Below are 24,831 nucleotides of genomic sequence, written 5' to 3'. Positions count from 1 at the left end.
CCGAGCGGGAGCCTAGGCACCGGCGGACACCTTCTTCACGTTCTCGGTGCCCTCGTTCGCCTGGTCTGCGTCGTTCGCCGTCGCGGCCTGCGCGTCCGGTACGGGCGCGGGCACGGCGGGCTCCATCGGCTCGCCCAGTACGGCCAGCAGCCGCGCGCGCGGGACGACGCCGATCAGGGAGCCCTTCGCGTCGGTCACGGCGACGGGCACACCGCTCGTCGAGCACGGCGTGAACAGCTCGATGATCGGGGTGTCCGCGCCGACCTTCGCCGGGGCGGCGTCGAGCACGTCCTCGGGGGTGCGCAGCTCCCGGCCCGCGTCGTCCAGGCCGCCGATCGCGGTGTGCGGCTCGGCCATGACGGCGCCGGCCGTCAGCACGCGGGAGCGGTCCACGTCCTGGGTGAAGGAGGCGACGTACTCGTTGGCGGGAGTGACGAGGATGTCCTCGGCGGTGCCGAGCTGGACGATACGGCCGTCCCGCATCACGGCGATGCTGTCGCCGAGGCGCATGGCCTCGTTGAGGTCGTGGGTGATGAAGACGATGGTCTTCTTCAGGGTCTTCTGGAGTTCGAGCAGTTGGTCCTGCATGTCGCGGCGGATCAACGGGTCGAGCGCCGAGAAGGACTCGTCCATCAGCAGGACGTCGGCGTCGGTGGCGAGCGCTCGGGCCAGGCCCACACGCTGCTGCATGCCGCCGGACAGCTCGTCGGGCCAGGACTTCTCCCAGCCCTTGAGGCCGGCCATCTCCAGGGCCTCGTGGGCGCGCTTCTCGCGCTCGGCGCGCGGGACGCCCTGCACTTCGAGGCCGTAGGCGGCGTTCTCCAGCACACTGCGGTGCGGGAAGAGGGCGAAGTGCTGGAAGACCATCGAGATCTTCTTGGCCCGCACGTCGCGCAGGTCCTTCGGCGACAGGGCGGTCACGTCCTGTCCGTCGAACAGGACGCGGCCCGAGGTCGGTTCCAGCAGCCCGTTGAGCATGCGCAGCAGGGTGGACTTTCCGGAGCCGGAGAGGCCCATCACGACGAAGATCTGGCCGGGCTCGACGCTGAACGAGGCGTCGATCACCGCGGCGGTCGTTCCGTCGGCGCGCAGTTCCTCACGGTCCGCACCGCCCTGGAGCTTGCGGACCGCCTCGCCGGGTCGTCTGCCGAACACCTTGTACAGGTTCTCGGCCTGGAGCCTGGACACATACACCTCACGGGTTGGACGAAGACGACCCGTCACCCCCGTGGACAGGTCGTGGAGCGGTGCGGAGTCGGCCCGCTGCGCCCGCCCGGAAGCCCGCCCCACAAGATGCAATTGACATCAAGAAGTTGAACTTCGGACGAGGTCCGCTCCGAGTGCGCTGCTTCCCAAGTCGGGATCAACCAAACGAAAAGTGACCCAGTTCACTTCAAAGATGACGTTCGGCCCGGTTTTGTCCTCTTTTTCACCGGGCAGGGCGTGGCCTCTTCCACCGGGCAAGGGGTGCCCCCAGCTCGCCCGGTCGCTGTCGGTGCCGTACGGCATCATCAGGAAGGTGACCCGACGCCTGATGCTCCTCGACACCGCCTCCCTCTACTACCGGGCCTACTTCGGAGTCCCGGACTCGGTCCGCGCCCCCGACGGCACCCCCGTCAACGCGGTGCGGGGCCTGCTCGACTTCATCGCCCGCCTGGTGCAGGACCACCGGCCCGACGACCTGGTGGCCTGCTGGGACAACGACTGGCGCCCGCAGTGGCGGGTCGACCTCATCCCCTCCTACAAGGCGCACCGCGTCGCCGAGGAGATCGAGGGCGCCCCCGACGCCGAGGAGACCCCGGACACCCTCACGCCGCAGGTCCCGGTGATCGAGGAGGTGCTCGCCGCGCTCGGCATCGCCCGGGTCGGGGTCGACGGGTACGAGGCGGACGACGTGATCGGCACCCTGACCGCCCGCGCGACCGGCCCGGTCGACGTCGTCACCGGCGACCGCGACCTCTTCCAGCTCGTCGACGACGCCCGCGGGCGCCGCATCCTCTATCCGATCAAGGGCGTCGGCACCCTCCAGGTCACCGACGAGTCCTGGCTGCGCGAGCGGTACGGGGTGGACGGCCCGGGGTACGTGGACCTGGCCCTGCTGCGCGGCGACCCGAGCGACGGCCTGCCGGGCGTGCCGGGCATCGGCGAGAAGACCGCAGCCAAGCTGCTCGACGCGTACGGGGACCTGGCCGGGATCATGGCCGCCGTCGACGACCCCGCCGCGAAGCTGACGCCGTCCCAGCGCGCGAAGCTGGACGCGGCCCGGCCCTACCTCGCGGTCGCCCCGAAGGTCGTGCGGGTCGCGGACGACGTCCCGGTGCCGCGGTTCGACGCGGCCCTGCCGCACGCGCCGCGCGATCCGGCGGCACTGGAGGCGCTGGCCGGGAAGTGGGGCTTGGGCGGATCTTTGCAGCGACTGCTCTCGGTGCTCCAGGGGTGAGCTGTTAGCTTAGGTATACCTAAGTACCTGAGTCGCAGTTTGGGGAGAGCACCGTGGCAGAACGACCGGCACGCAAGGCACCGCGAGCCCACGAGGCCAAGGTGGTGCGCACCGAGCGGATCACCCCGCACATGGTGCGCGTCGTCCTGGGCGGCGAGGCTCTCGCGGGCCTGGCCGCCGACGAGTTCACCGACGCCTACGTCAAGGTGCTCTTCCCTGCGCCCGGGGTGACCTACCCGGAGCCCTTCGACATGGCCCGCATCCGCGAGGAGTTCCCCGCGGAGCAGTGGCCGGCGAACCGGACGTACACGATCCGTAGCTGGGACGCGGCGGCGCGCGAGCTGGCCATCGACTTCGTGGTGCACGGCGACGCGGGTCTGGCCGGTCCGTGGGCGGCCCGCGCCCAGGTCGGCGAGACGGTCCGCTTCCTGGGCCCGGGCGGCGGGTACGCCCCGGACCCGGCCGCCGACTGGCACCTGCTCGTCGGTGACGAGAGCGCGCTGCCCGCGATCGCGGCGGCCCTGGAGCGGATGCCCGAGGGCGCCCGGGTGCACGCCTTCGTGGAGGTGGCGGACGCCGCCGAGGAGCAGAAGATCGAGTCCCCGGCGGGCGTCGAGGTGACGTGGCTGCACCGGGGCTCCGCGCCGGTCGGCGAACAACTGGTCGCGGCGGTACGGGACCTGGAGTTCCCCGCCGGTGACGTCCACGCGTTCGTGCACGGCGAGGCCGGTTTCGTGAAGGACCTGCGGCGGCTGCTGCGGGTGGAGCGCCAGATCCCGCGCGAGCGGCTGTCCGTCTCGGGCTACTGGCGGCTGGGCCAGGACGACGACGCGTGGCGCGCGGTCAAGCGCGAGTGGAACGAGCAGGTGGAGCGCGAGCAGGAGCAGGCTTCGGCCTGAGTCACGGCGCACGCGTCAGGGGCCGGTCCCGCGAAGGACCGGCCCCTGACGCGTGCCCGGCTCGGTGCGGGCCCTGCAGAGGACCGGCCCTGACGCGGTGCGTGGCTCAGTGCCGGTCCCGCGAAGGACCGGCCCCTGGCACATGTCCGGCTCGGTGCGGGATGCTCCCGGTGCAGTCCCGCAGCCAGTCCGGGCAGAACGCGCCGGTGCCGCCCGCGCGGATGTCGTTCTGGCGGATGCGCTGGACGTCGCTGATCAGGTGGCTGCCGGTGGTCGGACCGACCTGGCCGTCGGCGCTGATCCGCTCCGCCTTCTGGTGGCGAACCAAGGCCGCACGGGTGGCCGGGCCGAAGTCGGAGTCCACCGCGACGTTCGGGTTCTGGACGATGTTCACCCCGCGCTGCACGCAGGCGACCTCGTACCCCTCGCGCCCCTGCTTGATGACGTCCGCCGCGCTCGCCGGGGCGGTCATCGCGGTGAGGGCCGGGCCCACTCCGCCGAGGAGGGCGGCGAGCCGGGCGGCACGGGTGCGGGTCGGATTCATGGCGTTCCCCCTGCTGGTCACGGAACGGAACTTCCTCGCCGGGCCCCGGAGCCGCGCCCCTTCGGGCAGCTCCTGCGGCCGGTCAGAAAGCTGACGGAGACCCCTCGGGGGCACATACGCCGACGGTTGCAGACCTCCGGTGAACCTTGGGCGCACCTTCGCGGTGAACCCCGGCCGCGTCCCCCCGCGCCCCGCGCCTACTCCTCGTCCCCGCGCCGCCCCCTGCCGTAGACGCGGCCCGCCTCCTCCGCCTGGGCGATGCGCCGCAGCGAGCCGAACACCGCGTCGCCCAGCATCATCCCGATCACCACGCCCTCCAGCACGTCGTCCCGCGCCCCCAGCCCCCGCACGTACGACAGGTCCGCCTCCGCCACCCGCTCCGCCGCCTGCGCGTACGCGTCCAGCGTCACCGCGAACCCCTCGTGGCCCAGCCGTTCCGCCTCGGTGAGCGTGCGGGCCAGGGCCTCGCCGTCGGGGTGGCCGGCCGGGACGTGCCAGCCCCGGCGTTCGACCAGGGCGGCCACCTCGGCGCGGGCCCGCGCCGAGGGTTCGCCGCTGCCGGCCGGGCGCGGCGCCGCCACCGTGCCGGCCACCTCGCCCATCAGCTCGAACACCGGCTGCGAGGTGTCGTCCACCACCGCGAGGATCTCCGCGATCCGGGCCAGCGACAGGCCGCCCACGCCCAGCATCGAACGGATCAGGCGCAGCCGCCGCTCGTGCCCGTCCCCGTACGTCGCCTGGTTCGGGCTGGTCAGCTCCCCCGCCGGGAGCAGCCCTTCGCGGACGTAGAACTTGATGGTCGGGACCGGCACTCCGGTCCTGCGGCTCAACTCGCCTATGCGCACTGCCTGTTCACCTTTCGGTCCGAGGAGGGGCCTTGCCAACTCGCGGGCCCGGACGGATAGTTCAACTATCCGATAGCGGCCAGTGCCACTATCCGTTCTCCGTTGGGAGTCTCCCATGCCCGCAGCCTGGCGTGCCTGGCACCGTCCTCTGGTGGTCTTCTCGGTCCTGATGATCGCCTCCACCGTATTGACCGGCATCGGGCTGGTGGCCGACGACCGCACGGTCGCGGGCTCGCCGGTCTGGTTCAAGCCGTTCAAGTTCTCCGTGTCGTTCGCCGCGTACGGGCTGTCCCTGGCCTGGATGCTGTCGCTGTTGCCGAAGGGGCGGGCGGGCACGGCCGGCCGGCTGGCCGGGACCGTCGTCGCCGCGGCGAGCGCCGGCGAGATGGTGCTGATCCTGGGCCAGGCCGCCCGGGGCAGGCGCAGCCACTTCAATCTCGAAACCGCCTTCGACTCGGCCGTGTTCGCCGCGATGGGCCTGACCATCGTGGTGCTGTGGGTGGGCAGCCTGGTGGCAGCCGTCCTGCTGCTGCGCACCAGGATCCTGGAGCGCGCCACCTCGCTCGCCGTGAAGGCCGGCGCCGTGCTCGCCCTCGCCGGGACCGGACTCGGCTTCCTGATGACGCGGCCCACCCCCGCCCAGCGCGAGGCCGGGATCACCGACACGGTCGGGGCACACGGGGTGGGGGTCGCCGACGGCGGCCCGGCCATGCCGGTGACCGGCTGGGCCACCACCGGCGGCGACCTGCGCATACCGCACTTCGTGGGCATGCACTCGCTGCAACTCCTGCCGCTGCTGGCCCTGCTGCTCCTGGCCCTGGCCCCGCGCTTCGCCCGGTTCGCCGACCCCCTCGTCCGGCTGCGGCTGACCGCCGTCGCCTGTGCCTCGTACGCCGCACTCCTCGGCCTGGTCACCTGGCAGGCCCTGCGCGGGCAGGCCCTCGTCCGGCCCGACGCCATGACGCTCGTCGCCGCGGCGGCCCTGGCGGTGGCGACCGCGGCGGGTGTCCTGCTCGCCCTGCGCCCCGGGCCCGCCCGTCGCGGCCGGTCCGGCCGGTCCGACAGGGAGCTCGCGGCCTGAGCGGCTTCCGCACGGTCCGGGCGGCGCACACGGCCCGCGCGGCACGGGACCGGACGGGTGACGTGCGTACCGCCCGGCACCGGTTGCGACCGCGCGGGCGCGGCGCGGGGGCACGCGCGTAACACCCCCGGCCGACGACACCAATCCGCAGGTCCCACACCTCCGAATATCCGGTGGGACCGTGGGGAGTCGACCGCCCGCCCCAGCACCAGCGAAGGAAACCCGCGTGAAAGAAGCCGTCCACCTCCAAGGGGCGCCCGCGCCCGGGCCCGACGGCCTCCAGGAGCTCATCGGCCGGGTGGCCAGGGGCGACCAGGAGGCCTTCGGCCGGATGTACGACCTGGTCAGCGGGCCGGTACTGGGGCTGGTCCGCAGCGTCCTGCGCGACCCGGCGCAGTCCGAGGAGGTCGCCCAGGAGGTGCTGGTCGAGGTGTGGCGCACCGCCGCCCGCTACCAGCCGGCCCGGGGCAGCGGCATGACCTGGGTGCTGACCCTCGCGCACCGCAGGGCCGTGGACCGGGTGCGTTCCGCGCAGGCCTCCGCCGACCGCGAGCAGCGGGCCGCGCTGCTGGACCGCACCCCCGCGTACGACGAGGTCACCGAGCAGGTGGAGGCCCGTCTGGAGCGCGAGCAGGTGCGCCGCTGTCTGCGCACCCTCACCGAGCTGCAACGCCAGTCGGTGACCCTCGCGTACTACCGCGGCCTCGCCTACCGCGAGGTCGCCGAACTCCTCGGCATCCCGCTGGGGACGGTAAAGACCCGTATGCGCGACGGACTGATCCGGCTGCGCGACTGCCTGGGGGTGGGCGCATGAGCACCGCCGAACTGCACACGCTGACCGGGGCGTACGCGCTGCACGCGCTCCCCGACGACGAGCGTCTCTCCTTCGAACGCCACCTCGTCGACTGCCCCTCCTGCGCCCAGGAGGTGACCGAACTGGCCGCCACCGCCGCCCGGCTGGGCCGTGCGATGACCGAGAACCCGCCGGTCCGGATGAAGACGGAAGTGCTGCGGCGGATCACCACCGAGCGCCAGGAAGGCCCTCTGACGGTACGCCAGGGCCGCGTCCGGGGCCGGTACGGGCGGGCCGCGACCCGCTTCGCCCTCGCCGCGTGCCTGGCCGCCGCGGCCACGTTCGGCGGGATCGCCGCCTGGCAGCACCAGGTGGCCGAGGACGCCCAGCAGCAGGCGCAGACCGCGCAGCGGCAGACGGAGGCGCTGGCCGCGGTGCTCGCCGCGCCGGACGCCAGAACGACCACCGGCAGAGTGGGCGACGGGGCCTCGGCGACGGTGGTCGTCTCGCGCAGCCGCGACCGGGCCGCGTTCGTGGCCTCCGGCATGCCGACTCCGCCGCCCGGCAAGACCTATCAGCTCTGGTTCAACGACGCCGGAACGATGCGCTCCGCCGGTCTGCTGGACCCGGCGGCCACCACCGGCGCCGTCCTGCTCGACGGCCCCGTCGGCAAGGCCTCCGGCATGGGCATCACCGTCGAGCCGTCCGGCGGCTCGCCCGCACCCACCTCCGACCCCGTCGCCCTCATGAAGTTCCCGGCATGACCCGCACGACCCGCACGGCCCGTACGTCCCGTACGTCCGCCCCCGCCTCCCCGCGCATCGCCGTCGCCCTGTTCACCTCCGACCTGCGCGTCCACGACCAGCCCGTGCTGCGGTCCGCGCTGCACGGGGCGGACGAGGTGGTTCCGCTGTTCGTCCTGGACGACGGGGTGCGGCGCGCCGGCTTCACCGCGCCGAACCGGCGGGCCTTCCTCGCCGACTGCCTGGCCGGCCTGGACGCCGCCCTGCGCGAGCGCGGGGGGCGGCTGGTGCTCCGTACCGGGGAGGTCGTCGACGAGGTCGCCCGCCTAGTGACCGAGACGGGCGCGACCGCCGTGCACGTGGCGGGCGGCGTCAGCGGCTACGCGCAGCGCCGCGAGGAGCGGCTGCGCAAGGCACTCGCCGCGCAGGGCTGCGAGCTGACCGTCCACGACGCGGTGATCACCGTCGTCCCGCCGGGCGCGGAGGTCCCCTCGGGCGCCGGACGCGACCACTTCGCCGTCTTCACCCCGTATCTGCGCAGGTGGGAGGCGGTGAAGCTGCGTACGGTGCTGGGTGCGCCGAGGGCGGTGCGGGTGCCGGAGTGGGTGGCGGGCGATCCGCTGCCGTCGCGGGACGCGGTGGCGGACACCTCGCCGGGGCTGGCCCGCGGCGGCGAGAAGGCGGCCCGCAAACGCCTCTCCGCCTGGCTGGCCGACGGCGTTTCCGGCTACGAGGACCGCCACGACGACCTGCCGGGCGACGCGACCTCCCGTCTCTCGCCCTTCCTCCACTTCGGCGCGCTCTCCCCGCTGGAGGCGGTGCACCGGGCGCGGCGGAAGGCGGACGCGGGTGCGGAGGCGTTCGTACGGCAGCTCGCCTGGCGGGACTTCCACCACCAGGTCCTCGCCGCGCGCCCGGCCGTCGCGCGGACCGACTACCGCGACCGGCACGACCGCTGGCGCACGGACACCCGGGAGATCGAGGCCTGGAAGGCCGGCCGGACCGGCTTTCCGGTGGTGGACGCGGCGATGCGGCAGCTCGCGCACGAGGGCTGGATGCACAACCGGGGCCGACTGCTGGTGGCCAGCTTCCTCACCAAGACGCTGTACGTGGACTGGCGGATCGGCGCCCGCCACTTCCTGTCGCTGCTCGTCGACGGCGACCTGGCGAACAACCAGCTCAACTGGCAGTGGGCGGCGGGCACCGGCACCGACACCCGCCCCAACCGCATCCTGAACCCGCTCGCCCAGGCCAAGCGCTTCGACCCGCACGGCGACTACGTCCGCCGGTGGGTTCCGGAACTGGCCTCCCTGCCGGGCTCCGCCGTCCACCAGCCCTGGCACCTGGCGGGCCCGGACCGCGCCCGCCTGGACTATCCGGACCCGATCGTCGACCTCTCGGAGGCCCGCGCCCGGTTCCTGTCCTCCCGCCCCTGACGGCCCCCGCTCCACCGGGGGCGGGACCCGGCCGACAGGGGGCGGCCCCTCCCGCCCCCGACCCGACCGCTTCGGGCCTCACCCCTGCCCCGCCGCGTCCCCCCGCATCTCCGGGCACCGCCCGCCCCCCACCTCCCGCACCTCGAAGTGCCACGGCTCATTCGCGTAGATCTGGCACAGCCCGTACCGCGCCCCCTCCCTGATCAGCCACTCGTCCGCCCGCGCCGGACCGATGTCGATCGCCTGCCCCCGCACGTGCCGCGACCCGTCCGGCGTCTCCACGAACTTCCGCGCCTCCGCCACGCTCCCGTGCTTCCGCACCGCCTCGTCGAGCAGCCGCTGCTGGTACCCCCTGCTGCGCCAGCCCGACGTCACGAAGAGGTCCACCCCGTCCTGCTCGGCGTCCTTCGCCGCCGACTGCACCGCCGCCAGCAGCACCGGGTCCAGGCGGCGCAGCGCCGAGTGCCCGGTGTCGAACGGGGTGAGCTGACGGGCCACGGGTATGGACCCGTCGCCCGCGTCGGCCGCCCCGTCGCCGTTCGGCCCCACGGAGCCGGGCACGCGCGGCGGGGCCGCCACCGCCCCCCGCCCCTTCTCGCGCACCCCGGTGCCGCCGTCGGACGTCGCCGACAGGGCCACCACTCCGCTCACGCCCAGGGCCGCCGCGAGGGCCAGTGCCCCGGCCGCCGTCCAGCCCGCCCGTCCCCGATCCGTCTCGCGCATGCCGTCCTCCGTCGAGCCGTCGTCGTAGGGCTCCAGTGCAGTCGTCGCGGTGTCGCCGGGGCGTCTCGGATTCCCGATACGTTTTCGACAGGCCCCGCGTCGTTCAATGGACCGGAGTGCGCCGACCGAGGAGAGGCCGCAGATGCGGGTGCTGATTGTCGAGGACGAGCCGTACCTGGCGGAGGCGGTGCAGGCGGGGCTGCGCCTGGAGGCCATCGCCTCCGACATCGCGGGCGACGGCGACACGGCCCTGGAACGCCTCGACGTGCACACGTACGACGTGGTCGTCCTGGACCGCGACATCCCCGGCACGCACGGCGACGAGGTGTGCCGCACGATCGTGGCGCGCGAGCTCGGCTGCCGGGTGCTGATGCTGACGGCGGCGGCCCACCTGGACGAGAAGGTCACCGGGTTCGAGCTGGGTGCGGACGACTACCTCACCAAGCCCTTCGACCTGAAGGAACTGGTCGTACGGCTGCGCTCGCTGGCCCGCCGCCCCAAGGCGAGCACACCGCCGGTGCTGGAGACCGGGGACCTGCGGCTCGACCCGTTCCGCCGGGAGGTGTTCCGGGCCGGGCGCTACATCTCGCTCACCCGCAAGCAGTTCGCGGTGCTGGAGGTGCTGATGGCCGCCCGGGGCGGGGTGGTCAGCGCGGAGGTCCTGCTGGAGAAGGCGTGGGACGAGAACGCCGACCCGTTCACCAACGCGGTGCGCATCACCATCTCGACCCTGCGCAAGCGCCTCGGCCCCCCGTGGGCGATCCACACGGTGCCGGGCGTCGGCTACCGGGTCGGCGAGGGACCGGACTCCGCCGCCTGACCGCCACCGCGCCGGTGACGGCGGCGCCGGTCCCGCACGCGTCGACCGGGCGACGAACCCCGGTTCATTCGGAGCCGCGAACCCGCTGGATTGGTCCGTCCCCCCGAAAGGAGGAAGAGAATCTTCTGACCAATCCGCCCGCCCCCACAGCCCCGAATAGGTTGCGTGAGCGGAAAAGCACGCACCATCGCAAGCGCGGCCGGCGGCCTGGTCGCCGCCTTCGCGTCGCTGTGCGCCGCCGAACTGGCGGCTGCGGCGGTACGGCCCGAGGCCGGGCCCGTGACGGCGGTCGGCGGGGCGGTCGTGGACCGCACCCCCTCCGCGGTGAAGGACTTCGCGGTCCGTACCTTCGGCACGGCCGACAAGCTGGTCCTCCAGCTGGGCATCCTGACGCTGCTGGCGGTGTTCGCACTGGCCGTCGGGCTCCTGTCGGCCCGCCACCGGCGCACCGCGGCCCTGCTGGTCTTCGCCTTCGGCGCGCTCGGCGCGTGGGCGGCGGTGTCCCGGCCGGAAGGCCGCCCGCTGGACGCGCTGCCGTCGCTGCTGGGCGGACTGGCGGGCGCGGGCGTACTCCTGCTGCTCACCTCACAGCTCGGCGCGGCGCGGGGACCGGGGGCGGACGTCGCGTCCGGGCCCGACGCGCTCGCCGCACAGCCGGGCACGCGTCCGTCTCCCGCGGCTGGGGAGCAGGACGCGGAGCCCCGGACCGGGCCGGACGCCGACCCGGGGAACGTGGGCTCCCCGCCCTCGGCCCCGGCCCGGCCCGAGGCGGCCGGGAGCCCGTCGGAGGAAAACCTCCCGGCCGCCGCCCGGCTCCCCGCGCGGGACACTGCGGGTCCCGCGCGGAAGCCGGGGCAGGGCGCCGGCGGACCCGAGGGGGAGCCGGCACCCGGCACCCCGACCCCCGCCCCGGAGCCGGCACCCGGCACCCCGACGCCCGCCCCGGCCCGCCCCGATGCCGCGCAACCGCACAACATGCACCCGCACGGGACCCCCACGCCCCGCGCCGGCACCGCGGACACGGACGGCGCGCCCCCGGCTTCCCCCTCCCGCTCCGCGACCGGAGCGGAGGGCCTCCGGGCGGCCGCCCTGCGTCCCTTCAACCGGCGTGGCTTCGTCCTCACCGCGTCCACCGCCGTCGCGGTGTCGGCCGGTGCCGGTCTCCTCGGCCGCCGGCTGAACTCCGGCCGCCAGGCCGACGCCGCCGCGGCCCGCTCCCGCATCGCGCTGCCCGCCCCCGCCGACCGGGCCCGCCCCGTCCCGGCCGGAGCCGAGCTCCGCGTCCCGGGCCTGGGCCCGCTGACCACCCCCAACCGTGACTTCTACCGCGTCGACACCGCGCTGGTGGTCCCGCGCCCCGACCCCGCCCGGTGGCGTCTCACCCTCCACGGCCTCGGCGTCGCCAAGCCGCTGACGTACACCTACGAAGACCTGCTGCGCCGCCCGCTCGTCGAACGCGACATCACCCTGACCTGCGTCTCCAACCAGGTCGGCGGCCCCTACGTGGGCAATGCCCGCTGGCTCGGGGTCCGGCTGGCCGACCTCCTGCGCGAGGCCGGGGTGCGGCCGCCCTCCGACGGCGGACCGGCCGACCAGCTCGTCGCCCGCTCGGTCGACGGCATGACGCTCGGATCCCCCGTCGAGACGGTGATGGACGGCCGCGACGCCCTCCTCGCCGTCGGCATGAACGGCGAGCCGCTGCCCTTCGACCACGGCTTCCCGGTGCGGATGCTGGTGCCCGGCCTGTACGGATACGTATCGGCCTGCAAGTGGCTCCGCGACCTCGAACTCACCACCTTCGACACGTTCGACGCGTACTGGGTGCGCCGCGACTGGGCCCGCGAGGCGCCGATCAAGACGCAGTCGCGGATCGACACGCCGCGCCCGTTCGCCTCGCCGAAGGCGGGCCGGATCATGGTCGCCGGAGTGGCGTGGGCCCAGCACCGGGGCATCGCCCGGGTGGAGGTGCGGGTCGACGGCGGCCCCTGGCAGGACGCCTCACTGGCCGCCGAGACCAGCCGCGACACCTGGCGGCAGTGGAGCTGGCCGTGGCAGGCGGCTCCCGGAAGCCACTCCCTCGAAGTCCGCGCGACGGACCGCGAGGGCGACACCCAGACGGAGCGCCGCGTCGGGACGGTCCCCGACGGCGCGACCGGCCTGCACTCGGTGGTGGTCTCCGTGACCTGACACCGCCACCACCGCACCGACCACCTTTCACACCCCCTTCGCAAGCACCCTTCAAGGAGAACGTCATGAGCAGCATCCGCACCACCATCGCCCGTCGCGCCGCCCTCGCCGTGTCGGCGGCGGCGATCCTCCCGCTCGCCCTGACCGGCTGCTCGGACGGCGGCAAGTCCGCCGACGCCACCGGTTCCAAGGCGACGCCCACCAAGGAGGCCAGCATGGACTCCACCCCGTCCGACGCGGCGCCGATGAGCGGCCCGTTCGGCCCGGGCTGTGCCGGGGTCCCCAAGGAGGGCAAGGGCAGCTTCGACGGCATGGCCAAGGACCCGGTCGCGACCGCCGCGTCGAACAACCCGGCCCTGTCCACCCTGGTCACCGCGGTGAAGAAGGCCGGCCTGGTCGACACCCTCAACAACGCCGAGAACATCACGGTGTTCGCGCCGACCAACGACGCCTTCGCCAAGCTCCCCAAGGCCGACCTGGACGCCGTCCTCGCCGACAAGGCCAAGCTCACCAGCATCCTCACCTACCACGTGGTCGGCCAGAAGCTGACCCCGAAGCAGCTGGAGTCGGGCACCTACCCGACCCTCCAGAAGTCCACCCTGACCACGGCCGGCTCCGGCGAGTCGTACAAGGTCAACGACGCGTCCTCCGTGGTCTGCGGCAACGTGCCCACGGCCAACGCGACCGTCTACATCGTCGACACCGTCCTGATGCCGAAGGCCTGACCTACGGCCGGTACGTCCGCCCCGCGGACGACGCACGGGACGCGCCCTCCGAGCACCGGCTCGGAGGGCGCGTCCCGTGCGCGGGAGGGAGCAGGGCGGGGGACGCCCGTCGCGTCGCCTCCCGGCCCCCATACCCTTGCTCCCACCATGACCCGCAGACCCCGCCCCCGCACCACACCCCCCTCGCCCCTCCCCCAGCACCTGGGCATCGACCCCGTCCACCTGAAGCTCCCGCCCGCCCCCGGCGACGCCCGGAGCGGTCTCCAGGGCGCCGCCCCGTCCACCGTCCGCGCCCACCTCCTCACCCGCCTCGCCGCGGCGGGCCCCGGCACCGTCGACCGCATGTTCGCCGACGGCGCGTTCGTCACCGCCGACGGCACTCCGCTCCCCCCGGACGCCCCCTACGTCCCCGGCCTCCACCTGTGGTTCCACCGCGAACTCGCTCCGGAAACCCCGGTCCCGTATCCGGTCGACGTGCTCCACCAGGACGCCCGCATCCTGGTCGCCGACAAGCCGCACTTCCTCGCCACCACCCCCCGCGGCAGCCACATCGCCCAGACCGCCCTGGCCCGGCTCCGCCACGACCTGGGCCTGCCCGCCCTCAGCCCGGCGCACCGCCTGGACCGGCTCACCGCCGGCCTGGTCCTCTTCGTGGTCGACCCGGCCGCCCGCGGCGCGTACCAGAACCTCTTCCGCGACCGCCGGGTCCGCAAGCGGTACGAGGCGCTGGCGGCGTACGAACCGGCCGTCGGCCTGCCCCGCACCCTCCGCAGCCGCATCGAGAAGACCCCCGGTGTCGTCGCCGCCCGCGAGGTCCCCGGCGAGCCCAACAGCGAGAGCCACATCGAGCTCGTCGAGCACCGGGCCCGCCTCGCCCGCTACCGCCTCACCCCCCACACCGGCCGCACGCACCAGCTCCGCGTCCACATGAACGCCCTGGGCCTGCCGATCCTCGGCGACCCCTACTTCCCCGCCCTCACCAACCCCGCCCCGGACGACTTCAGCAAGCCGCTGCAACTCCTCGCCCGCACCCTGGAGTTCACCGACCCGATCACGGGCGCCCGGCACCGCTTCGAGTCCCGGCGCACCCTCCAGGCGTGGACCGACCCCGAGGGCTGGGCCGCCGGCCCGCGGCAGCCCGCCCCCTGACGGACGAAGGGCCCCGGTCAGAACCCTCCCGACCGGGACCCACGCACCGCACGCTGCGGGCACTGTCCGAAGGCGTCAGCCCACGGAGCTGTACGCCACCACGCCCCGCAGCACCGCTTCCACCGCCTTGCGGGCGTTCTTCGCCACCGTGCTGCCCCCGCTGGAAGCGGGCGCGGCGGCCGCGACCTGGCCGAGCACGTCGATCACCTGCTTGCACCAGCGCACGAAGTCACCGGCCGGCATCTCCGCCTCGCGCAGCACTTCGTCGAGGCCCTTGCCGGAGGCCCACAGGTACACCGCCCAGGCGAACCCGAGGTCGGGCTCGCGCTGGCCGACGCCCTCGGTCTGGTTGATCCGGTGGTCCTCCTCCAGGGCGTCGAGCCGCCCCCAGATGCGGACCATCTCGCCGAGCGCCTCCTTGGCCGCCCCGGCTGGCACCTTCGGCGCCACCGCGTCGTCCGCCTGCCGCGCCTCGTACACCAACGCCGAGACGCACGCCGCCAGTTCAGCGGGGTTCAGGCCCTCCCAGACCCCGTCCCGCAGGCACTCCGACGCGAGCAGGTCCAGCTCCCCGTACAGGCGGGCCAGTCGCTTGCCGTGCTCCGTCGCCTCGTCACCGCGCAGGTAGTCCAGTTCGGTGAGCAGCGCGTAGATGCGGTCGAAGGTGCGGGCGATGGTGTTCGTCCGGCCCTCGATGCGCTGTTCCAGCTGCCGGGTGTCCCGCTGGAGGCGGTAGTACCGCTCCGCCCACCGGGCGTGGTCCTCGCGCTCGTCGCACCCGTGGCACGGGTGGGCGCGCAGCGCGGCCCGCAACCGGGCGATCTCCCGGTCGTCGGCCGCCGCCGCCCGCCCCCTGCGGTGCCGCTCGGGCGTGATGTGCCCGGCCTTGGTGCGGAGCTGGGACGCCAGGTCCCGGCGCGACTGCGGGGAGCGCGGGTTGAAGGACTTCGGGATGCGCATCCGCTCCAGGGCCTCCACCGGCACCGGGAAGTCGATCTCCGCCAGCCGCTTGACCTGCCGCTCGGCGGTGAGCACCAGCGGGCGCGGCCCGTCGTGGTGCTCCAGGCCCCGCCGGTGGCCGTTCGTGCGTCCCGCCGGGACCCCCGGGTCCAGGACCAGCGCGAGGCCCGCGAACTTCCCCGTCGGCACGTGGATGATGTCGCCGACCTTCAGCTTCTCCAGCGAGTCGGCCGCCGCCACCCGCCGCTGTGCCGCGCCCTGCTTGGCCAGTTCCGTCTCGCGGTCCTTGAGGTCGCGCCGCATCGCCGCGTACTCCTGGAAGTCCCCGAGGTGGCAGGTCATGCCCTGCTCGTACCCCTCCAGGCCCTCCTCGTTGCGCTGCACCTGCTTGGCGATGCCGACGACCGACTTGTCCGCCTGGAACTGCGCGAACGACGTCTCCAGCAGCTCCCGCGACCGGTGCCGGCCGAACTGCTGGACCAGGTTGACCGCCATGTTGTACGACGGTTTGAAGCTGGAGCGCAGCGGATACGTGCGCGTGCCGGCGAGTCCCGCCAGGGCCTGCGGGTCCATGCCGCGCTGCCACAGCACCGCCGCGTGCCCCTCGACGTCGATGCCCCGCCGCCCGGCCCGGCCGGTGAGCTGCGTGTACTCGCCGGGGGTGATGTCGGCGTGCTGCTCGCCGTTCCACTTGACCAGCTTCTCCAGCACCACGGACCTGGCGGGCATGTTGATGCCGAGGGCCAGGGTCTCCGTCGCAAAGACCGCCTTCACCAGACCCCGTACGAACAACTCCTCGACGACTTCCTTGAAGGTCGGCAGCATGCCCGCGTGGTGGGCCGCGATGCCCCGCTCCAGGGCCTCCAGCCACTCGTAGTACCCCAGTACGTGCAGGTCCTCGCCGGGAATGGACGCCGTGCGCTCCTCGACGATCTCGCGGACCTGCTGCCGGGCGTCCTCGTCGTTGAGCCGCAGTCCCGCGTACAGGCACTGCTGGACGGCGGCCTCGCAGCCGGCCCGGCTGAAGATGAACGTGATCGCGGGCAGCAGCCCGGCGGAGTCCAGGCGTTCGATGACCTCGGCGCGGCCCGGTGTCCAGATCCGCGTGCGCTGGCGGCGCTCGCGCTCCCGGTCGGCCTCGCGGACCGTCTTGCCCTTGCGGCGGTCGCGCGGGTTGTACGTCCTCTGGTTCTCCATGCGGGCCATGCGCAGCAGGTCGGGGTTGACCTCGCGGCGGCCGCCGCGCCCGTCGTCGGACTCCTCGAAGAGGTCGTACATCCGGCGCCCGGCCAGCACGTGCTGCCACAGCGGCACGGGCCGGTGCTCGGAGACGATGACGGCGGTGTCGCCGCGCACGGTGTCCAGCCAGTCGCCGAACTCCTCCGCGTTGGACACGGTCGCCGACAGCGACACGAGCGTCACCGACTCGGGGAGGTGGATGATCACTTCCTCCCACACGGCCCCGCGGAAACGGTCGCTGAGGTAGTGCACCTCGTCCATGACCACGTAGGCCAGGCCCAGCAGCGACTGGGAGCCCGCGTAGAGCATGTTGCGCAGCACCTCGGTGGTCATGACCACCACGGGCGCGTCCGAGTTGACGCTGTTGTCACCGGTCAGCAGCCCGACCTTGTCGGCACCGTAGCGCTTCACGAGGTCCTGGTACTTCTGGTTGGACAGCGCCTTGATGGGCGTGGTGTAGAAGCACTTGCCGCCCTGCGTGAGGGCGAGGTGCACGGCGAACTCGCCGACGATCGTCTTGCCCGAGCCGGTGGGCGCCGCGACCAGCACTCCCTTGCCCGCCTCCAGCGCCTCGCAGGCCTCGATCTGGAAGGGGTCCAGGTCGAAGTCGTACATGGCGCGGAAGGGGTGGAGCGCGGTGGCCTCCTCGGCGGCGCGGATCCGGGAGGCGGCGTATCGCTCGGCTGGTGAGAGGTCCTCTGTCATCTTGTCTTCGAGCCTACCCGTCACCTGTGACAGTCAGCCCGATCTTTAATGACCGACGGACACGGCCGCCCCGCCCCGGGCGTCAGCGGCGTCGCCGTCCGGGACACGTGGGCCCGGGAGCGGGGCCCCGCACTCCGGCGCCCGGCACGAAGAGGCCCCCCGGACGTCGTCCGGGGGGCCTGTGCGATCAGGTGATGTCGTCGTAGCCGTTGAGCTGTTTGCGTTCGCCGTCGGATTGTCCCGGCAGCATGCGGGACGCCGTGACCGGTTCGATCGCGTGGTCCAGGGGCCTGGGGGCCAGGTCGAGCGGGGCCGCCTCGTCGTCGGAGAGTTCCGCGTCGGGGTCGTTGCGGCGCCTGCGCCTGTCGTTGAGGAGGGCGAAGCCGACGGCGATGAAGTACAGGACGACGAGCGGTCCGGCCAGGAGCAGCATGGAGAGCGGCTCACCGCCCGGGGTGGCGATCGCGGCGAAGCAGGTCAGGCCGACGATCATGCCGCGCCACCAGCGCAGCATCCGCGCACCGCTGAGCACCTTCGTCATGTTCAGCAGGATCAGCAGCAGCGGCAGCTCGAAGGCGAGACCGAAGACGACGACCATGCGCACGATCAGGTCGAGGTAGTCGTCCAGATTGATCTGGTTCTGCACATCGGCCGGGGTGAAGCTGAGCATGATCTCCGCGGTCTGCGGCAGGATCGAGTACGCGAGGTAGGCGCCGCCCGCGAAGAGCGGGGCACCGGCGGCGGCGAAGGTGTACGCGTACCGCTTCTCGTTCTTGTGCAGTCCCGGCGCGACGAACGCCCAGACCTGGTACAGCCAGACCGGGGCGGCGACCAGCACACCGGACATCAGCGAGACCTTGAGCGCGATCATGAAGGGCGACAGGAGGTTGTCGGTCTTCATGATCGCGCAGGGCTCGCCGTTGACCGCGACGATCCGTCCGTCGGTGCAGCCGACCGAGCTGAGGATCGGCCGCATCAGGAACTCGAAGATTTCCTTCTGGTAGAACGACGCCACCACCGTCACGACGAGGATCGCCAGGACGCCCTTCAGCAACCGGTTGCGCAACTCGCGCAGGTGGTCGAGAAGGGGCATCCGGCCTTCGTCGTTCTTCTCCTGCTTGCGGGCAGACTTGAGCAACCCACTTCCCTCGTCTCGTGCGAAGGCCGACGCCGTCCGTGTCCGGAGTCAGCCGGCAGCCGTGGTGTCAGCTCAGTTCTGGGCGGTGCGCGTCGGGTCGTTGACCGGACGGGCGCCGGTGGTGTCACCGGGAGCAGCCTTGATCGTACGGGTGGGAGTGACGACCTGGTCCGCGGCGGCGTCGGCGGACTGGGCCGGGGCGGCGGACTCGTCGTCCTTCTTCATCGCCTTCGCCTCGCTCTTGAGGATGCGGGCCGACTTGCCCAGGGAGCGAGCCATGTCGGGGAGCTTCTTGGCACCGAAGAGCAGCAAGATGACCGCGATGATCAGAATGATCTCAAGGGGCTTCATATTGCCGATCATGTGCAACTTCCTTCTCACTGAGACGGCTGGGGCGGAACAGGGGACGAGGTTCCGGAGGGGCTTCCAGGTCGGACTGATGTCCGGCTTCGTACTCAAGCGATCGTAACCCCCGGGGGTAAACGCGGGGCAATGACCGTGCGTACTCCCGGTTGCGGTCCACGGCCGGAGCCCGTACCGCACGCCGCCGAGCGTACCGCCCGAACCTCCTGTGGAGGAGTCCAGCGCGGAGGAGGCCCCCGGCTACCGCAGGGCGTCCCCCGTGCGCGCCAGCCCCTCCGCCGACCGCTCCAGGTCCTCCGCCGCCACCGTGATCCGCTGCGAGGACTCGGCGACCTGCCGCCCCAGACGACGGACTTCGACGAAGACCCGGACCGCCAGCACGCCGAGCACGGCGAGTCCGAGGAAACCGAGGGCGATGGCGAGCATGGGCCAGAACATGGAAGGAGCCTAAGGGGTCGCACGCGGTCGCAACGCCGCGCGGAGGCGGCGCGGCCGGGACGTCAGAGCGCCGAGTGGAGGCGCAGCGTCCGCACCCCGCCCCGGGTGAGGAGTTCCACGATCCGCTCCCCGGCCGGCTTGCGGACCGCGTTCCCGCACTCCGGGCAGGTGAAGGAGTAGAAGGTGGTGCGGCGGCTGCCGCCGATCGCCAGCCGCAGCCCGCCGGCGTCCAGCTCGAAGCGGGCCCGGCAGTCCGGGCAGGCCGCCTTGAAGAGGACCGCCTCCGGTGCGGCGGCCGCTGGATAAGGACCAGACATCACTGACATGTCCCAGCTCTCCTTGGTGGTTCCGTCACACCGGGCGGGCCCGCCCCCACGCGCCCGCCCGCACCCGTCCCGCCCCCGCGCTCCCCCGATGCCGCTACGCGGGCCCGCCCGGCTGCGCCTCGTACGCCGCCAGCGCCTCCCGCGCCGCCTCCCGGGCGCTCACCGCGAGACCCGCCGGCGACACGATCCGCCCGTCTCGGCCCAGCCGCAGCGCCAGCCGGCGCAGGGACGCCGGGTCGGGGGTGCGCAGCGTGACCCGCAGGCCGCCGTCGGGCAGCTCCTCGGCGCTGTCGTGCGGGTAGTACTCGGCGACCCAGCGTCCGCCCGGCCCGACCTCCACCACGACCTCCGGGTCCTCCGCCGCGGGCTGCACCAGCCCCTCCGACAGGTCCCGCAGCTCGATCCGGGGCGGCGCGGACGGCTCGTCGAGCAGCTTGATCTCCGCGACCCGGTCGAGACGGAAGGTGCGCCGCGCCTCCGACAGGCGGCACCACGCCTCCATGTACGTGTGGCCCACCGCGAACAGGCGGATCGGGTCCACCTCGCGCTCGGTCAGCTCGTCCCGGGCGGGCGAGTAGTAGCGCAGCCACAGCCGGCGCCGCTCCGAGATCGCCCGGTCGACGTCCGCGAAGACCCCGCCCTCCGACTCGAACGTCACCGAGAGCCGGGAGCTCGCCCCCGCCGCCTCACCGGCCGCCGCCTCCAGCTTCGCCGTCGCCCGCAGCAGCGCCTGCCGGTCGCCCTCGCGCAGCCCCGGCAGCGTGGAGACCGCGCGCGCCGCCACCAGCAGCGCCGTCGCCTCGTCGGCGGCCAGCCGCAGCGGCTCCGCCACGTCGTCGGGGTTGTGCCACCAGATGCGCTCGCCGTCGGTGTCGATGTCGAGCAGGTCACCGCCCCGGAAACTGGTCCCGCACATCGGCAGCACGTCCAGGTCCGAGATCAGCTCGTCCTGGGTGATCCCGAAGGCCCGCGCCACGTCCTCGATGTACGCGCCGGGCCGCTCCCGCAGATACGTCACCAGCGACAGCATCCGCCGCGTCTGGTCAATGGCATTCGTCGCCATGAAGAAAGCTCCCGCCCCTCAGCCCTTGGCCACGGCGCGCAGCCGGTCCACGACATCCGCCCGCAGGTCCGCGGGCTCCAGCACCACCACGTCGGGCCCGAACTCCACCAGCCACGCGTCCAGGCCGTGCCCGTACGGAATCGCCAGCTCGTCCCAGCCGTCGCCCAGCTCCCGCGCCGCGGTGGCCCGCTCGCGCAGCGGATACCCGGCCCCGGCCCGCAGCTTGATCAGCGCGCTGCGGGTCGCGGTCTCCCCCGCCCAGCTCTCCACCGTCTCCCGCACCGTCACCACGTCCGGCACCTCCGCGGTGAACCGCCCCGTCCTGGACCGCACCTTCCCGGTGATCCGCGACAGCCGGAACACCCGCTCCGCACCCCGGTCGCGGTCCCAGCCCGCCAGATACCAGTGGCCCCGCCAGCACTCCAGCGTCCACGGCTCCACCTGCCGCGGCTCCGGCCGCGCCGCCGTCGCCTTGCGGTAGTCGAAGACCACGGGCCGCCGGTCCCGGCAGGCCAGCATCAACGGCTCGAACGCCGCCTCGTGCACCGGAATCCTCGGCTCCAGCGCACTGGGCGGCTGGGCGGCGTACGGGTCCTCCGCCTCCGGCATCCCCGCCGCGCGCAGCTTCTGCAGCGCGCCCGAGGCCGCTCCCGCGAGCCGGGCCTGCTGCCACACCTTCGCGGCGAGCCCCAGCGCGGCGGCCTCCTCGGCGTCCAGCTGGATCGCGGGCAGCCGGTTGCTGTCCCGGCGGGCCAGGTACCCGGCGTCGCCGTCCAGGTTCTCCACCGTCTCGATGACCAGGCCGAGCTCGCGCAGATCGTCCTTGTCGCGCTCGAACATCCGGTTGAAGGACTCCTCGTTGCCCGCCTCCAGATAGGCCTCGATGGACTCCTTCAGCTCACGCTTGCTGAGCGGGCGCCGCGTCCCCAGCAGGCACAGCGCCAGGTTCATCAAACGCTCGGCCTTGGCAATCGCCATCGACGCCCTCTCTCCCCAGATGCGCGCCACCAACCGTCCGGGCGCTACGACCGTCGACCGTACCGCCCCGGGGTGTCGCCGCGAAAGCCGAGGGCCCCTCCGGCAGGCCCCCCGCCCGCCCCCGGACCCCGGGGAAGACCCAGAGGGCCCGAGAGGGCGCCGGGACCCCGGGAGGACGCCGAGGGCCCCCGCCGGGGAGGCGGGGGCCCTCGCACCGCACACGGCGGCGGCGTACACACGCTGCGATCAGACGGACACCAGGTCGCAGACGAAGATCAGCGTCTCGCCCGGGGCGATCACACCGCCGCCCGCGCCGCGGTCGCCGTAGGCCAGGTTCGCCGGGATCGTCAGCCGGCGGCGGCCGCCGACCTTCATGCCCTGCACGCCCTGGTCCCAGCCCTTGATGACCTGACCGGCGCCGAGCTGGAACTCCAGCGGGGTGCCGCGGTTCCACGAGGCGTCGAACTCCTCGCCGGTGGAGAACGCCACGCCCACGTAGTGGACCTTGACGTAGGCACCGGCCTTCGCCTCGGGACCGTCGCCCTCCCAGATGTCGACGATCTCCAGGTCCGTGGGAACGGGGCCCTCGGGGAAGTCGATCTCGGGCTTCTCGATGCTCACAGGTCTGCTCCTACTTCGTACATGTCGGACAACGGGACAGTCTTACATTGCCGCGAGGATGTCCACCACGAAGACCAGCGTGGAATTGGCCGGCAGGGCCTCGCCACGGGCCTGGTCCTTGTACGCCTGCGCCGCCGGAACGATCAGCATGACCCGGCTGCCGACCTTCTTGCCGACCAGACCCTTGTCCCAGCCCTCGATGACCTGACCGGCGCCGATGGCCGTGTTGAACGGCTCGCCCCGCTTCCAGCTCGAGTCGAACAGCTCCGCCTTCGGCTTGCCCTTGTTCAGCTCCCAGGCCGCACCGCTGTAGTGCATGTACACGGTCTGGCCGTTCTTCACCTCGGGGCCGTCGCCCTCGATCAGCGTCTCCGAGACCAGCTTCTTCGGCGGGTCGTTCTTCGGAATCGTGATCGTGGCCGGCTCCGGCTTGTCCGCGACGATCTTCGGCTGGTCGGCGGCGGTGTCCTTCTGCTTGCCCTCGGCCATCTTCGGCATGACCTTCTGCAGGTCCAGCACGAAGACCAGGTTGTCCGTGGGGCCGACACCCATCTGCGGCTGCCCCTGCGCACCGAACGCGGCGGCCGGCGGCGCCACCACCAGCAGCCGGCTGCCCAGCTTCTTGCCCAGCACCGCCTGCGAGAACGCCGGAATCACCGTCGGCGAACCCGCCGAGATGATCTGCGGCGGAGCGGCCTTCTCGCCGTACGAGCCGCCCAGCGCCTTGCCGCCCTTCCAGATCTTCGCCTCGTACCCGGTGATCACCTGGTCGCCCTTCTTGACCTCCGCGCCGTCACCCTCCTTCAGGGTGTTCACCACGAACTTGCCGCTCGGGTCGCCCTTGGGGATCGTCACCTCGGGCTGCTTGCCCACCTCGCCCTTCACCGTGGGCATCGGGTCCGCCGACTCCACCGGCTTCGGCGCCTCCGGCTGCTTCGCCGGCTTGTCCGGACTCGCCGAGGAACTCTTCCCGTCCGTCGGCTCCTTCGACTCACCGCCCCCGCACGCGGTCAGAGCCAGGGCCGGAACGATCAGAAAGGCTGCAAGTCGGCGTCGCACAAGTGTCCTCGGGGGTTGGGGGGACTGATGGCCAGTGGCCGCCACTCTACGGCCCGCCCCGCTCCGTGCGGCGGAGGGCGTGCGAGGGGGCCCCACGGACACACCGTCCATGAGGCCCCACGAGTGACACGCACTGAGCCGCATGCCACCGGAAATCCGGCGGCCCGCCCGCGACCGTACGGCCGCGCCCGCTCACATGCCCGCGATCAGCTTCTCCACCCGGTCGTCCACCGACCGGAAGGGGTCCTTGCACAACACCGTCCGCTGCGCCTGGTCGTTCAGCTTCAGATGCACCCAGTCGACCGTGAAGTCCCGGCGCTGCTCCTGCGCCCGCCGGATGAAGTCGCCCCGAAGGCGCGCCCGCGTCGTCTGCGGCGGCACCGACTTGCCCTCGAAGATCTTCAGGTCGTTGCAGACCCGCGCCGCCTGCCCCTTCTTCTCCAGCAGGTAGTACAGCCCGCGACGCCGGTGGATGTCGTGGTACGCGAGGTCTATCTGCGCGACCCTGGGGTGCGACATCGTCATGTTGTGCTTCGCCCGGTACCGCTCGATCAGCTTGTACTTCATGACCCAGTCGATCTCGGTGCCGATCCGGTCCAGGTCCTCCGCCTCGATGGCGTCCAGCGCCCGGCCCCACAGCTCCAGCACCTTCGCCACGTTGCCCTCGCGGATCTCGCGACGGTCGACGAAGTCCACGGCCTTCTCGTAGTACTCGCGCTGCACCTCCAGCGCCGAAGCCTCCCGGCCGCTGGCCAGCCGCACCTTCCGCTGGCCCGTGATGTCGTGCGACACCTCGCGGATCGCCCGGATCGGGTTCTCCAGCGTCAGGTCCCGCATCACCGTGCCCGCCTCGATCATGCGCAGCACCAGGTCCGTCGCGCCGACCTTCAACAGCATCGTCGTCTCGGACATGTTCGAGTCGCCCACGATGACGTGCAGCCGCCGGTAGCGCTCCGCGTCCGCGTGCGGCTCGTCACGCGTGTTGATGATCGGCCTCGAACGCGTCGTCGCGGAGCTGACGCCCTCCCAGATGTGCTCGGCACGCTGGCTGACGCAGTACACCGCGCCCCGGGGCGTCTGGAGCACCTTGCCCGCTCCGCAGATCAACTGACGCGTCACCAGGAACGGAATGAGAATGTCCGCGAGCCGGGAGAACTCACCGTGCCGCGCCACCAGGTAATTCTCGTGGCAGCCGTAGGAGTTCCCGGCGGAATCGGTGTTGTTCTTGAACAGATAGACGTCGCCCGCGATTCCCTCCTCGTGCAGGCGTCGTTCGGCGTCGACGAGCAGGCCTTCGAGAATGCGCTCCCCGGCCTTGTCGTGGGTGACCAGCTCGGTCAGGTTGTCGCACTCGGGTGTCGCGTATTCCGGATGCGATCCCACGTCGAGGTACAGGCGGGCGCCGTTCCGCAGGAAGACGTTGCTGCTGCGGCCCCATGACACAACACGGCGGAAGAGGTAGCGCGCCACTTCGTCAGGAGACAGTCGGCGCTGTCCCCTGAACGTGCACGTGACGCCGTACTCGTTCTCCAGCCCGAAAATGCGGCGGTCCATGT

At 72.7% G+C, this 24,831-nt stretch carries 24 protein-coding genes; 10 read left to right on the top strand and 14 right to left on the bottom strand.

The window, feature by feature from the left end; genetic code table 11:
• Positions 1 to 12: 12 nt before the first annotated feature.
• Complete coding sequence (locus ACZ56L_RS25160) at positions 13 to 1,188, bottom strand: quaternary amine ABC transporter ATP-binding protein (protein ID WP_471066500.1); 1,176 nt, start codon at positions 1,186 to 1,188, stop codon at positions 13 to 15.
• A gap of 346 nt (positions 1,189 to 1,534) precedes the next feature.
• Between ACZ56L_RS25160 and ACZ56L_RS25155 the strand changes: the two genes are divergently transcribed.
• Positions 1,535 to 2,440, top strand: coding sequence for a 5'-3' exonuclease (locus tag ACZ56L_RS25155; RefSeq protein WP_471066700.1), 906 nt, complete (start codon positions 1,535 to 1,537; stop codon positions 2,438 to 2,440).
• Between the two features lie 53 nt (positions 2,441 to 2,493).
• Positions 2,494 to 3,339: a siderophore-interacting protein gene (locus ACZ56L_RS25150; protein WP_471066498.1), complete on the top strand. Its 846-nt coding sequence runs from the start codon at positions 2,494 to 2,496 to the stop codon at positions 3,337 to 3,339.
• Between the two features lie 106 nt (positions 3,340 to 3,445).
• Here ACZ56L_RS25150 and ACZ56L_RS25145 read toward each other — a convergent pair whose 3' ends face one another.
• The gene (locus ACZ56L_RS25145) at positions 3,446 to 3,904 is read right to left on the bottom strand and encodes a peptidoglycan-binding domain-containing protein (RefSeq protein WP_471066496.1); all 459 of its coding nucleotides are present in this window, start codon (positions 3,902 to 3,904) and stop codon (positions 3,446 to 3,448) included.
• Positions 3,905 to 4,080: 176 nt separating this feature from the next.
• A complete protein-coding gene (locus ACZ56L_RS25140; protein ID WP_471066494.1) occupies positions 4,081 to 4,728 on the bottom strand; it encodes a MerR family transcriptional regulator in 648 nt (215 codons plus the stop codon).
• A 115-nt stretch (positions 4,729 to 4,843) separates the two neighbouring features.
• Between ACZ56L_RS25140 and ACZ56L_RS25135 the strand changes: the two genes are divergently transcribed.
• From ACZ56L_RS25135 to ACZ56L_RS25120, 4 genes are all read left to right on the top strand, one after another.
• Positions 4,844 to 5,809, top strand: coding sequence for a hypothetical protein (locus ACZ56L_RS25135; protein WP_471066492.1), 966 nt, complete (start codon positions 4,844 to 4,846; stop codon positions 5,807 to 5,809).
• A gap of 226 nt (positions 5,810 to 6,035) precedes the next feature.
• The gene (locus ACZ56L_RS25130; protein ID WP_401760842.1) at positions 6,036 to 6,623 is read left to right on the top strand and encodes a sigma-70 family RNA polymerase sigma factor; all 588 of its coding nucleotides are present in this window, start codon (positions 6,036 to 6,038) and stop codon (positions 6,621 to 6,623) included.
• Positions 6,620 to 7,366 (top strand): anti-sigma factor, encoded by a 747-nt coding sequence (locus ACZ56L_RS25125; protein WP_471066490.1) that lies wholly within the window; start codon positions 6,620 to 6,622, stop codon positions 7,364 to 7,366. The genes ACZ56L_RS25130 and ACZ56L_RS25125 overlap by 4 nt, the downstream gene beginning before the upstream one ends.
• Positions 7,363 to 8,781, top strand: coding sequence for a cryptochrome/photolyase family protein (locus ACZ56L_RS25120; RefSeq protein WP_471066488.1), 1,419 nt, complete (start codon positions 7,363 to 7,365; stop codon positions 8,779 to 8,781). The genes ACZ56L_RS25125 and ACZ56L_RS25120 overlap by 4 nt, the downstream gene beginning before the upstream one ends.
• Before the next feature lie 78 nt (positions 8,782 to 8,859).
• Here the strand turns inward: ACZ56L_RS25120 and ACZ56L_RS25115 are convergent, their stop codons facing one another.
• Positions 8,860 to 9,504: a M15 family metallopeptidase gene (locus ACZ56L_RS25115; protein WP_471066486.1), complete on the bottom strand. Its 645-nt coding sequence runs from the start codon at positions 9,502 to 9,504 to the stop codon at positions 8,860 to 8,862.
• A 142-nt stretch (positions 9,505 to 9,646) separates the two neighbouring features.
• Between ACZ56L_RS25115 and ACZ56L_RS25110 the strand changes: the two genes are divergently transcribed.
• The 4 genes from ACZ56L_RS25110 to ACZ56L_RS25095 all read left to right on the top strand — a co-directional run bounded on the left by ACZ56L_RS25110 (position 9,647) and on the right by ACZ56L_RS25095 (position 14,385).
• Positions 9,647 to 10,324, top strand: coding sequence for a response regulator transcription factor (locus ACZ56L_RS25110; protein ID WP_345224687.1), 678 nt, complete (start codon positions 9,647 to 9,649; stop codon positions 10,322 to 10,324).
• A 732-nt stretch (positions 10,325 to 11,056) separates the two neighbouring features.
• On the top strand, positions 11,057 to 12,511 hold the full coding sequence (locus ACZ56L_RS25105; RefSeq protein ID WP_468689544.1) for a molybdopterin-dependent oxidoreductase: 1,455 nt from the start codon (positions 11,057 to 11,059) through the stop codon (positions 12,509 to 12,511).
• Between the two features lie 65 nt (positions 12,512 to 12,576).
• On the top strand, positions 12,577 to 13,236 hold the full coding sequence (locus ACZ56L_RS25100; RefSeq protein ID WP_345224684.1) for a fasciclin domain-containing protein: 660 nt from the start codon (positions 12,577 to 12,579) through the stop codon (positions 13,234 to 13,236).
• A 147-nt stretch (positions 13,237 to 13,383) separates the two neighbouring features.
• Positions 13,384 to 14,385, top strand: coding sequence for an RluA family pseudouridine synthase (locus ACZ56L_RS25095; RefSeq protein ID WP_471066483.1), 1,002 nt, complete (start codon positions 13,384 to 13,386; stop codon positions 14,383 to 14,385).
• A gap of 75 nt (positions 14,386 to 14,460) precedes the next feature.
• Here ACZ56L_RS25095 and ACZ56L_RS25090 read toward each other — a convergent pair whose 3' ends face one another.
• The 10 genes from ACZ56L_RS25090 to pafA form a co-directional block, all read right to left on the bottom strand.
• Positions 14,461 to 17,289 carry a DEAD/DEAH box helicase gene (locus tag ACZ56L_RS25090; protein WP_468689504.1) on the bottom strand — a complete coding sequence of 943 codons (2,829 nt, stop codon included), beginning with the start codon at positions 17,287 to 17,289 and terminating at the stop codon, positions 14,461 to 14,463.
• Positions 17,290 to 17,476: 187 nt separating this feature from the next.
• Positions 17,477 to 18,427: a twin-arginine translocase subunit TatC gene (gene tatC, locus ACZ56L_RS25085; protein WP_471066481.1), complete on the bottom strand. Its 951-nt coding sequence runs from the start codon at positions 18,425 to 18,427 to the stop codon at positions 17,477 to 17,479.
• A gap of 72 nt (positions 18,428 to 18,499) precedes the next feature.
• Complete coding sequence (gene tatA / locus ACZ56L_RS25080; protein WP_471066479.1) at positions 18,500 to 18,790, bottom strand: Sec-independent protein translocase subunit TatA; 291 nt, start codon at positions 18,788 to 18,790, stop codon at positions 18,500 to 18,502.
• A gap of 240 nt (positions 18,791 to 19,030) precedes the next feature.
• The gene (locus tag ACZ56L_RS25075; protein WP_345224680.1) at positions 19,031 to 19,228 is read right to left on the bottom strand and encodes a hypothetical protein; all 198 of its coding nucleotides are present in this window, start codon (positions 19,226 to 19,228) and stop codon (positions 19,031 to 19,033) included.
• A 62-nt stretch (positions 19,229 to 19,290) separates the two neighbouring features.
• Positions 19,291 to 19,554, bottom strand: coding sequence for a CpXC domain-containing protein (locus tag ACZ56L_RS25070; RefSeq protein ID WP_345224679.1), 264 nt, complete (start codon positions 19,552 to 19,554; stop codon positions 19,291 to 19,293).
• A gap of 94 nt (positions 19,555 to 19,648) precedes the next feature.
• Entirely contained in the window at positions 19,649 to 20,617 is a 969-nt protein-coding gene (locus ACZ56L_RS25065; protein ID WP_345224678.1) for a helix-turn-helix transcriptional regulator, read from the bottom strand.
• Between the two features lie 18 nt (positions 20,618 to 20,635).
• Positions 20,636 to 21,595, bottom strand: a complete 960-nt coding sequence (locus ACZ56L_RS25060; protein ID WP_345224676.1) for a helix-turn-helix transcriptional regulator — start codon at positions 21,593 to 21,595, stop codon at positions 20,636 to 20,638.
• 246 nt (positions 21,596 to 21,841) lie between these two features.
• Complete coding sequence (locus ACZ56L_RS25055) at positions 21,842 to 22,216, bottom strand: FKBP-type peptidyl-prolyl cis-trans isomerase (protein WP_345224673.1); 375 nt, start codon at positions 22,214 to 22,216, stop codon at positions 21,842 to 21,844.
• Positions 22,217 to 22,258: 42 nt separating this feature from the next.
• Positions 22,259 to 23,275 carry an FKBP-type peptidyl-prolyl cis-trans isomerase gene (locus ACZ56L_RS25050; protein WP_345224671.1) on the bottom strand — a complete coding sequence of 339 codons (1,017 nt, stop codon included), beginning with the start codon at positions 23,273 to 23,275 and terminating at the stop codon, positions 22,259 to 22,261.
• 192 nt (positions 23,276 to 23,467) lie between these two features.
• Positions 23,468 to 24,829, bottom strand: coding sequence for a Pup--protein ligase (gene pafA / locus ACZ56L_RS25045; RefSeq protein WP_345224669.1), 1,362 nt, complete (start codon positions 24,827 to 24,829; stop codon positions 23,468 to 23,470).
• Positions 24,830 to 24,831: the final 2 nt, after the last annotated feature.

The sequence above is a fragment of the Streptomyces sp. NPDC039736 genome, assembly GCF_055596485.1.
Note: the sequence above shows the minus strand (reverse complement) of the source record. Positions and strands in the feature narration are given on the sequence as shown.

Excerpts from the sequence above, each read along its gene's own strand:
- ACZ56L_RS25155 (WP_471066700.1), top strand. The coding sequence starts at position 1,535 with ATGCTCCTCGACACCGCCTCCCTCTACTACCGGGCCTACTTCGGAGTC.
- ACZ56L_RS25135 (WP_471066492.1), top strand. The coding sequence starts at position 4,844 with ATGCCCGCAGCCTGGCGTGCCTGGCACCGTCCTCTGGTGGTCTTCTCG.
- ACZ56L_RS25125 (WP_471066490.1), top strand. The coding sequence starts at position 6,620 with ATGAGCACCGCCGAACTGCACACGCTGACCGGGGCGTACGCGCTGCAC.
- ACZ56L_RS25120 (WP_471066488.1), top strand. The coding sequence starts at position 7,363 with ATGACCCGCACGACCCGCACGGCCCGTACGTCCCGTACGTCCGCCCCC.
- ACZ56L_RS25115 (WP_471066486.1), bottom strand. The coding sequence starts at position 9,504 with ATGCGCGAGACGGATCGGGGACGGGCGGGCTGGACGGCGGCCGGGGCA.
- ACZ56L_RS25110 (WP_345224687.1), top strand. The coding sequence starts at position 9,647 with ATGCGGGTGCTGATTGTCGAGGACGAGCCGTACCTGGCGGAGGCGGTG.
- ACZ56L_RS25100 (WP_345224684.1), top strand. The coding sequence starts at position 12,577 with ATGAGCAGCATCCGCACCACCATCGCCCGTCGCGCCGCCCTCGCCGTG.
- ACZ56L_RS25095 (WP_471066483.1), top strand. The coding sequence starts at position 13,384 with ATGACCCGCAGACCCCGCCCCCGCACCACACCCCCCTCGCCCCTCCCC.
- ACZ56L_RS25090 (WP_468689504.1), bottom strand. The coding sequence starts at position 17,289 with ATGACAGAGGACCTCTCACCAGCCGAGCGATACGCCGCCTCCCGGATC.
- tatA (WP_471066479.1), bottom strand. The coding sequence starts at position 18,790 with ATGATCGGCAATATGAAGCCCCTTGAGATCATTCTGATCATCGCGGTC.
- ACZ56L_RS25075 (WP_345224680.1), bottom strand. The coding sequence starts at position 19,228 with ATGTTCTGGCCCATGCTCGCCATCGCCCTCGGTTTCCTCGGACTCGCC.
- ACZ56L_RS25070 (WP_345224679.1), bottom strand. The coding sequence starts at position 19,554 with ATGTCAGTGATGTCTGGTCCTTATCCAGCGGCCGCCGCACCGGAGGCG.
- ACZ56L_RS25065 (WP_345224678.1), bottom strand. The coding sequence starts at position 20,617 with ATGGCGACGAATGCCATTGACCAGACGCGGCGGATGCTGTCGCTGGTG.
- ACZ56L_RS25060 (WP_345224676.1), bottom strand. The coding sequence starts at position 21,595 with ATGGCGATTGCCAAGGCCGAGCGTTTGATGAACCTGGCGCTGTGCCTG.
- pafA (WP_345224669.1), bottom strand. The coding sequence starts at position 24,829 with ATGGACCGCCGCATTTTCGGGCTGGAGAACGAGTACGGCGTCACGTGC.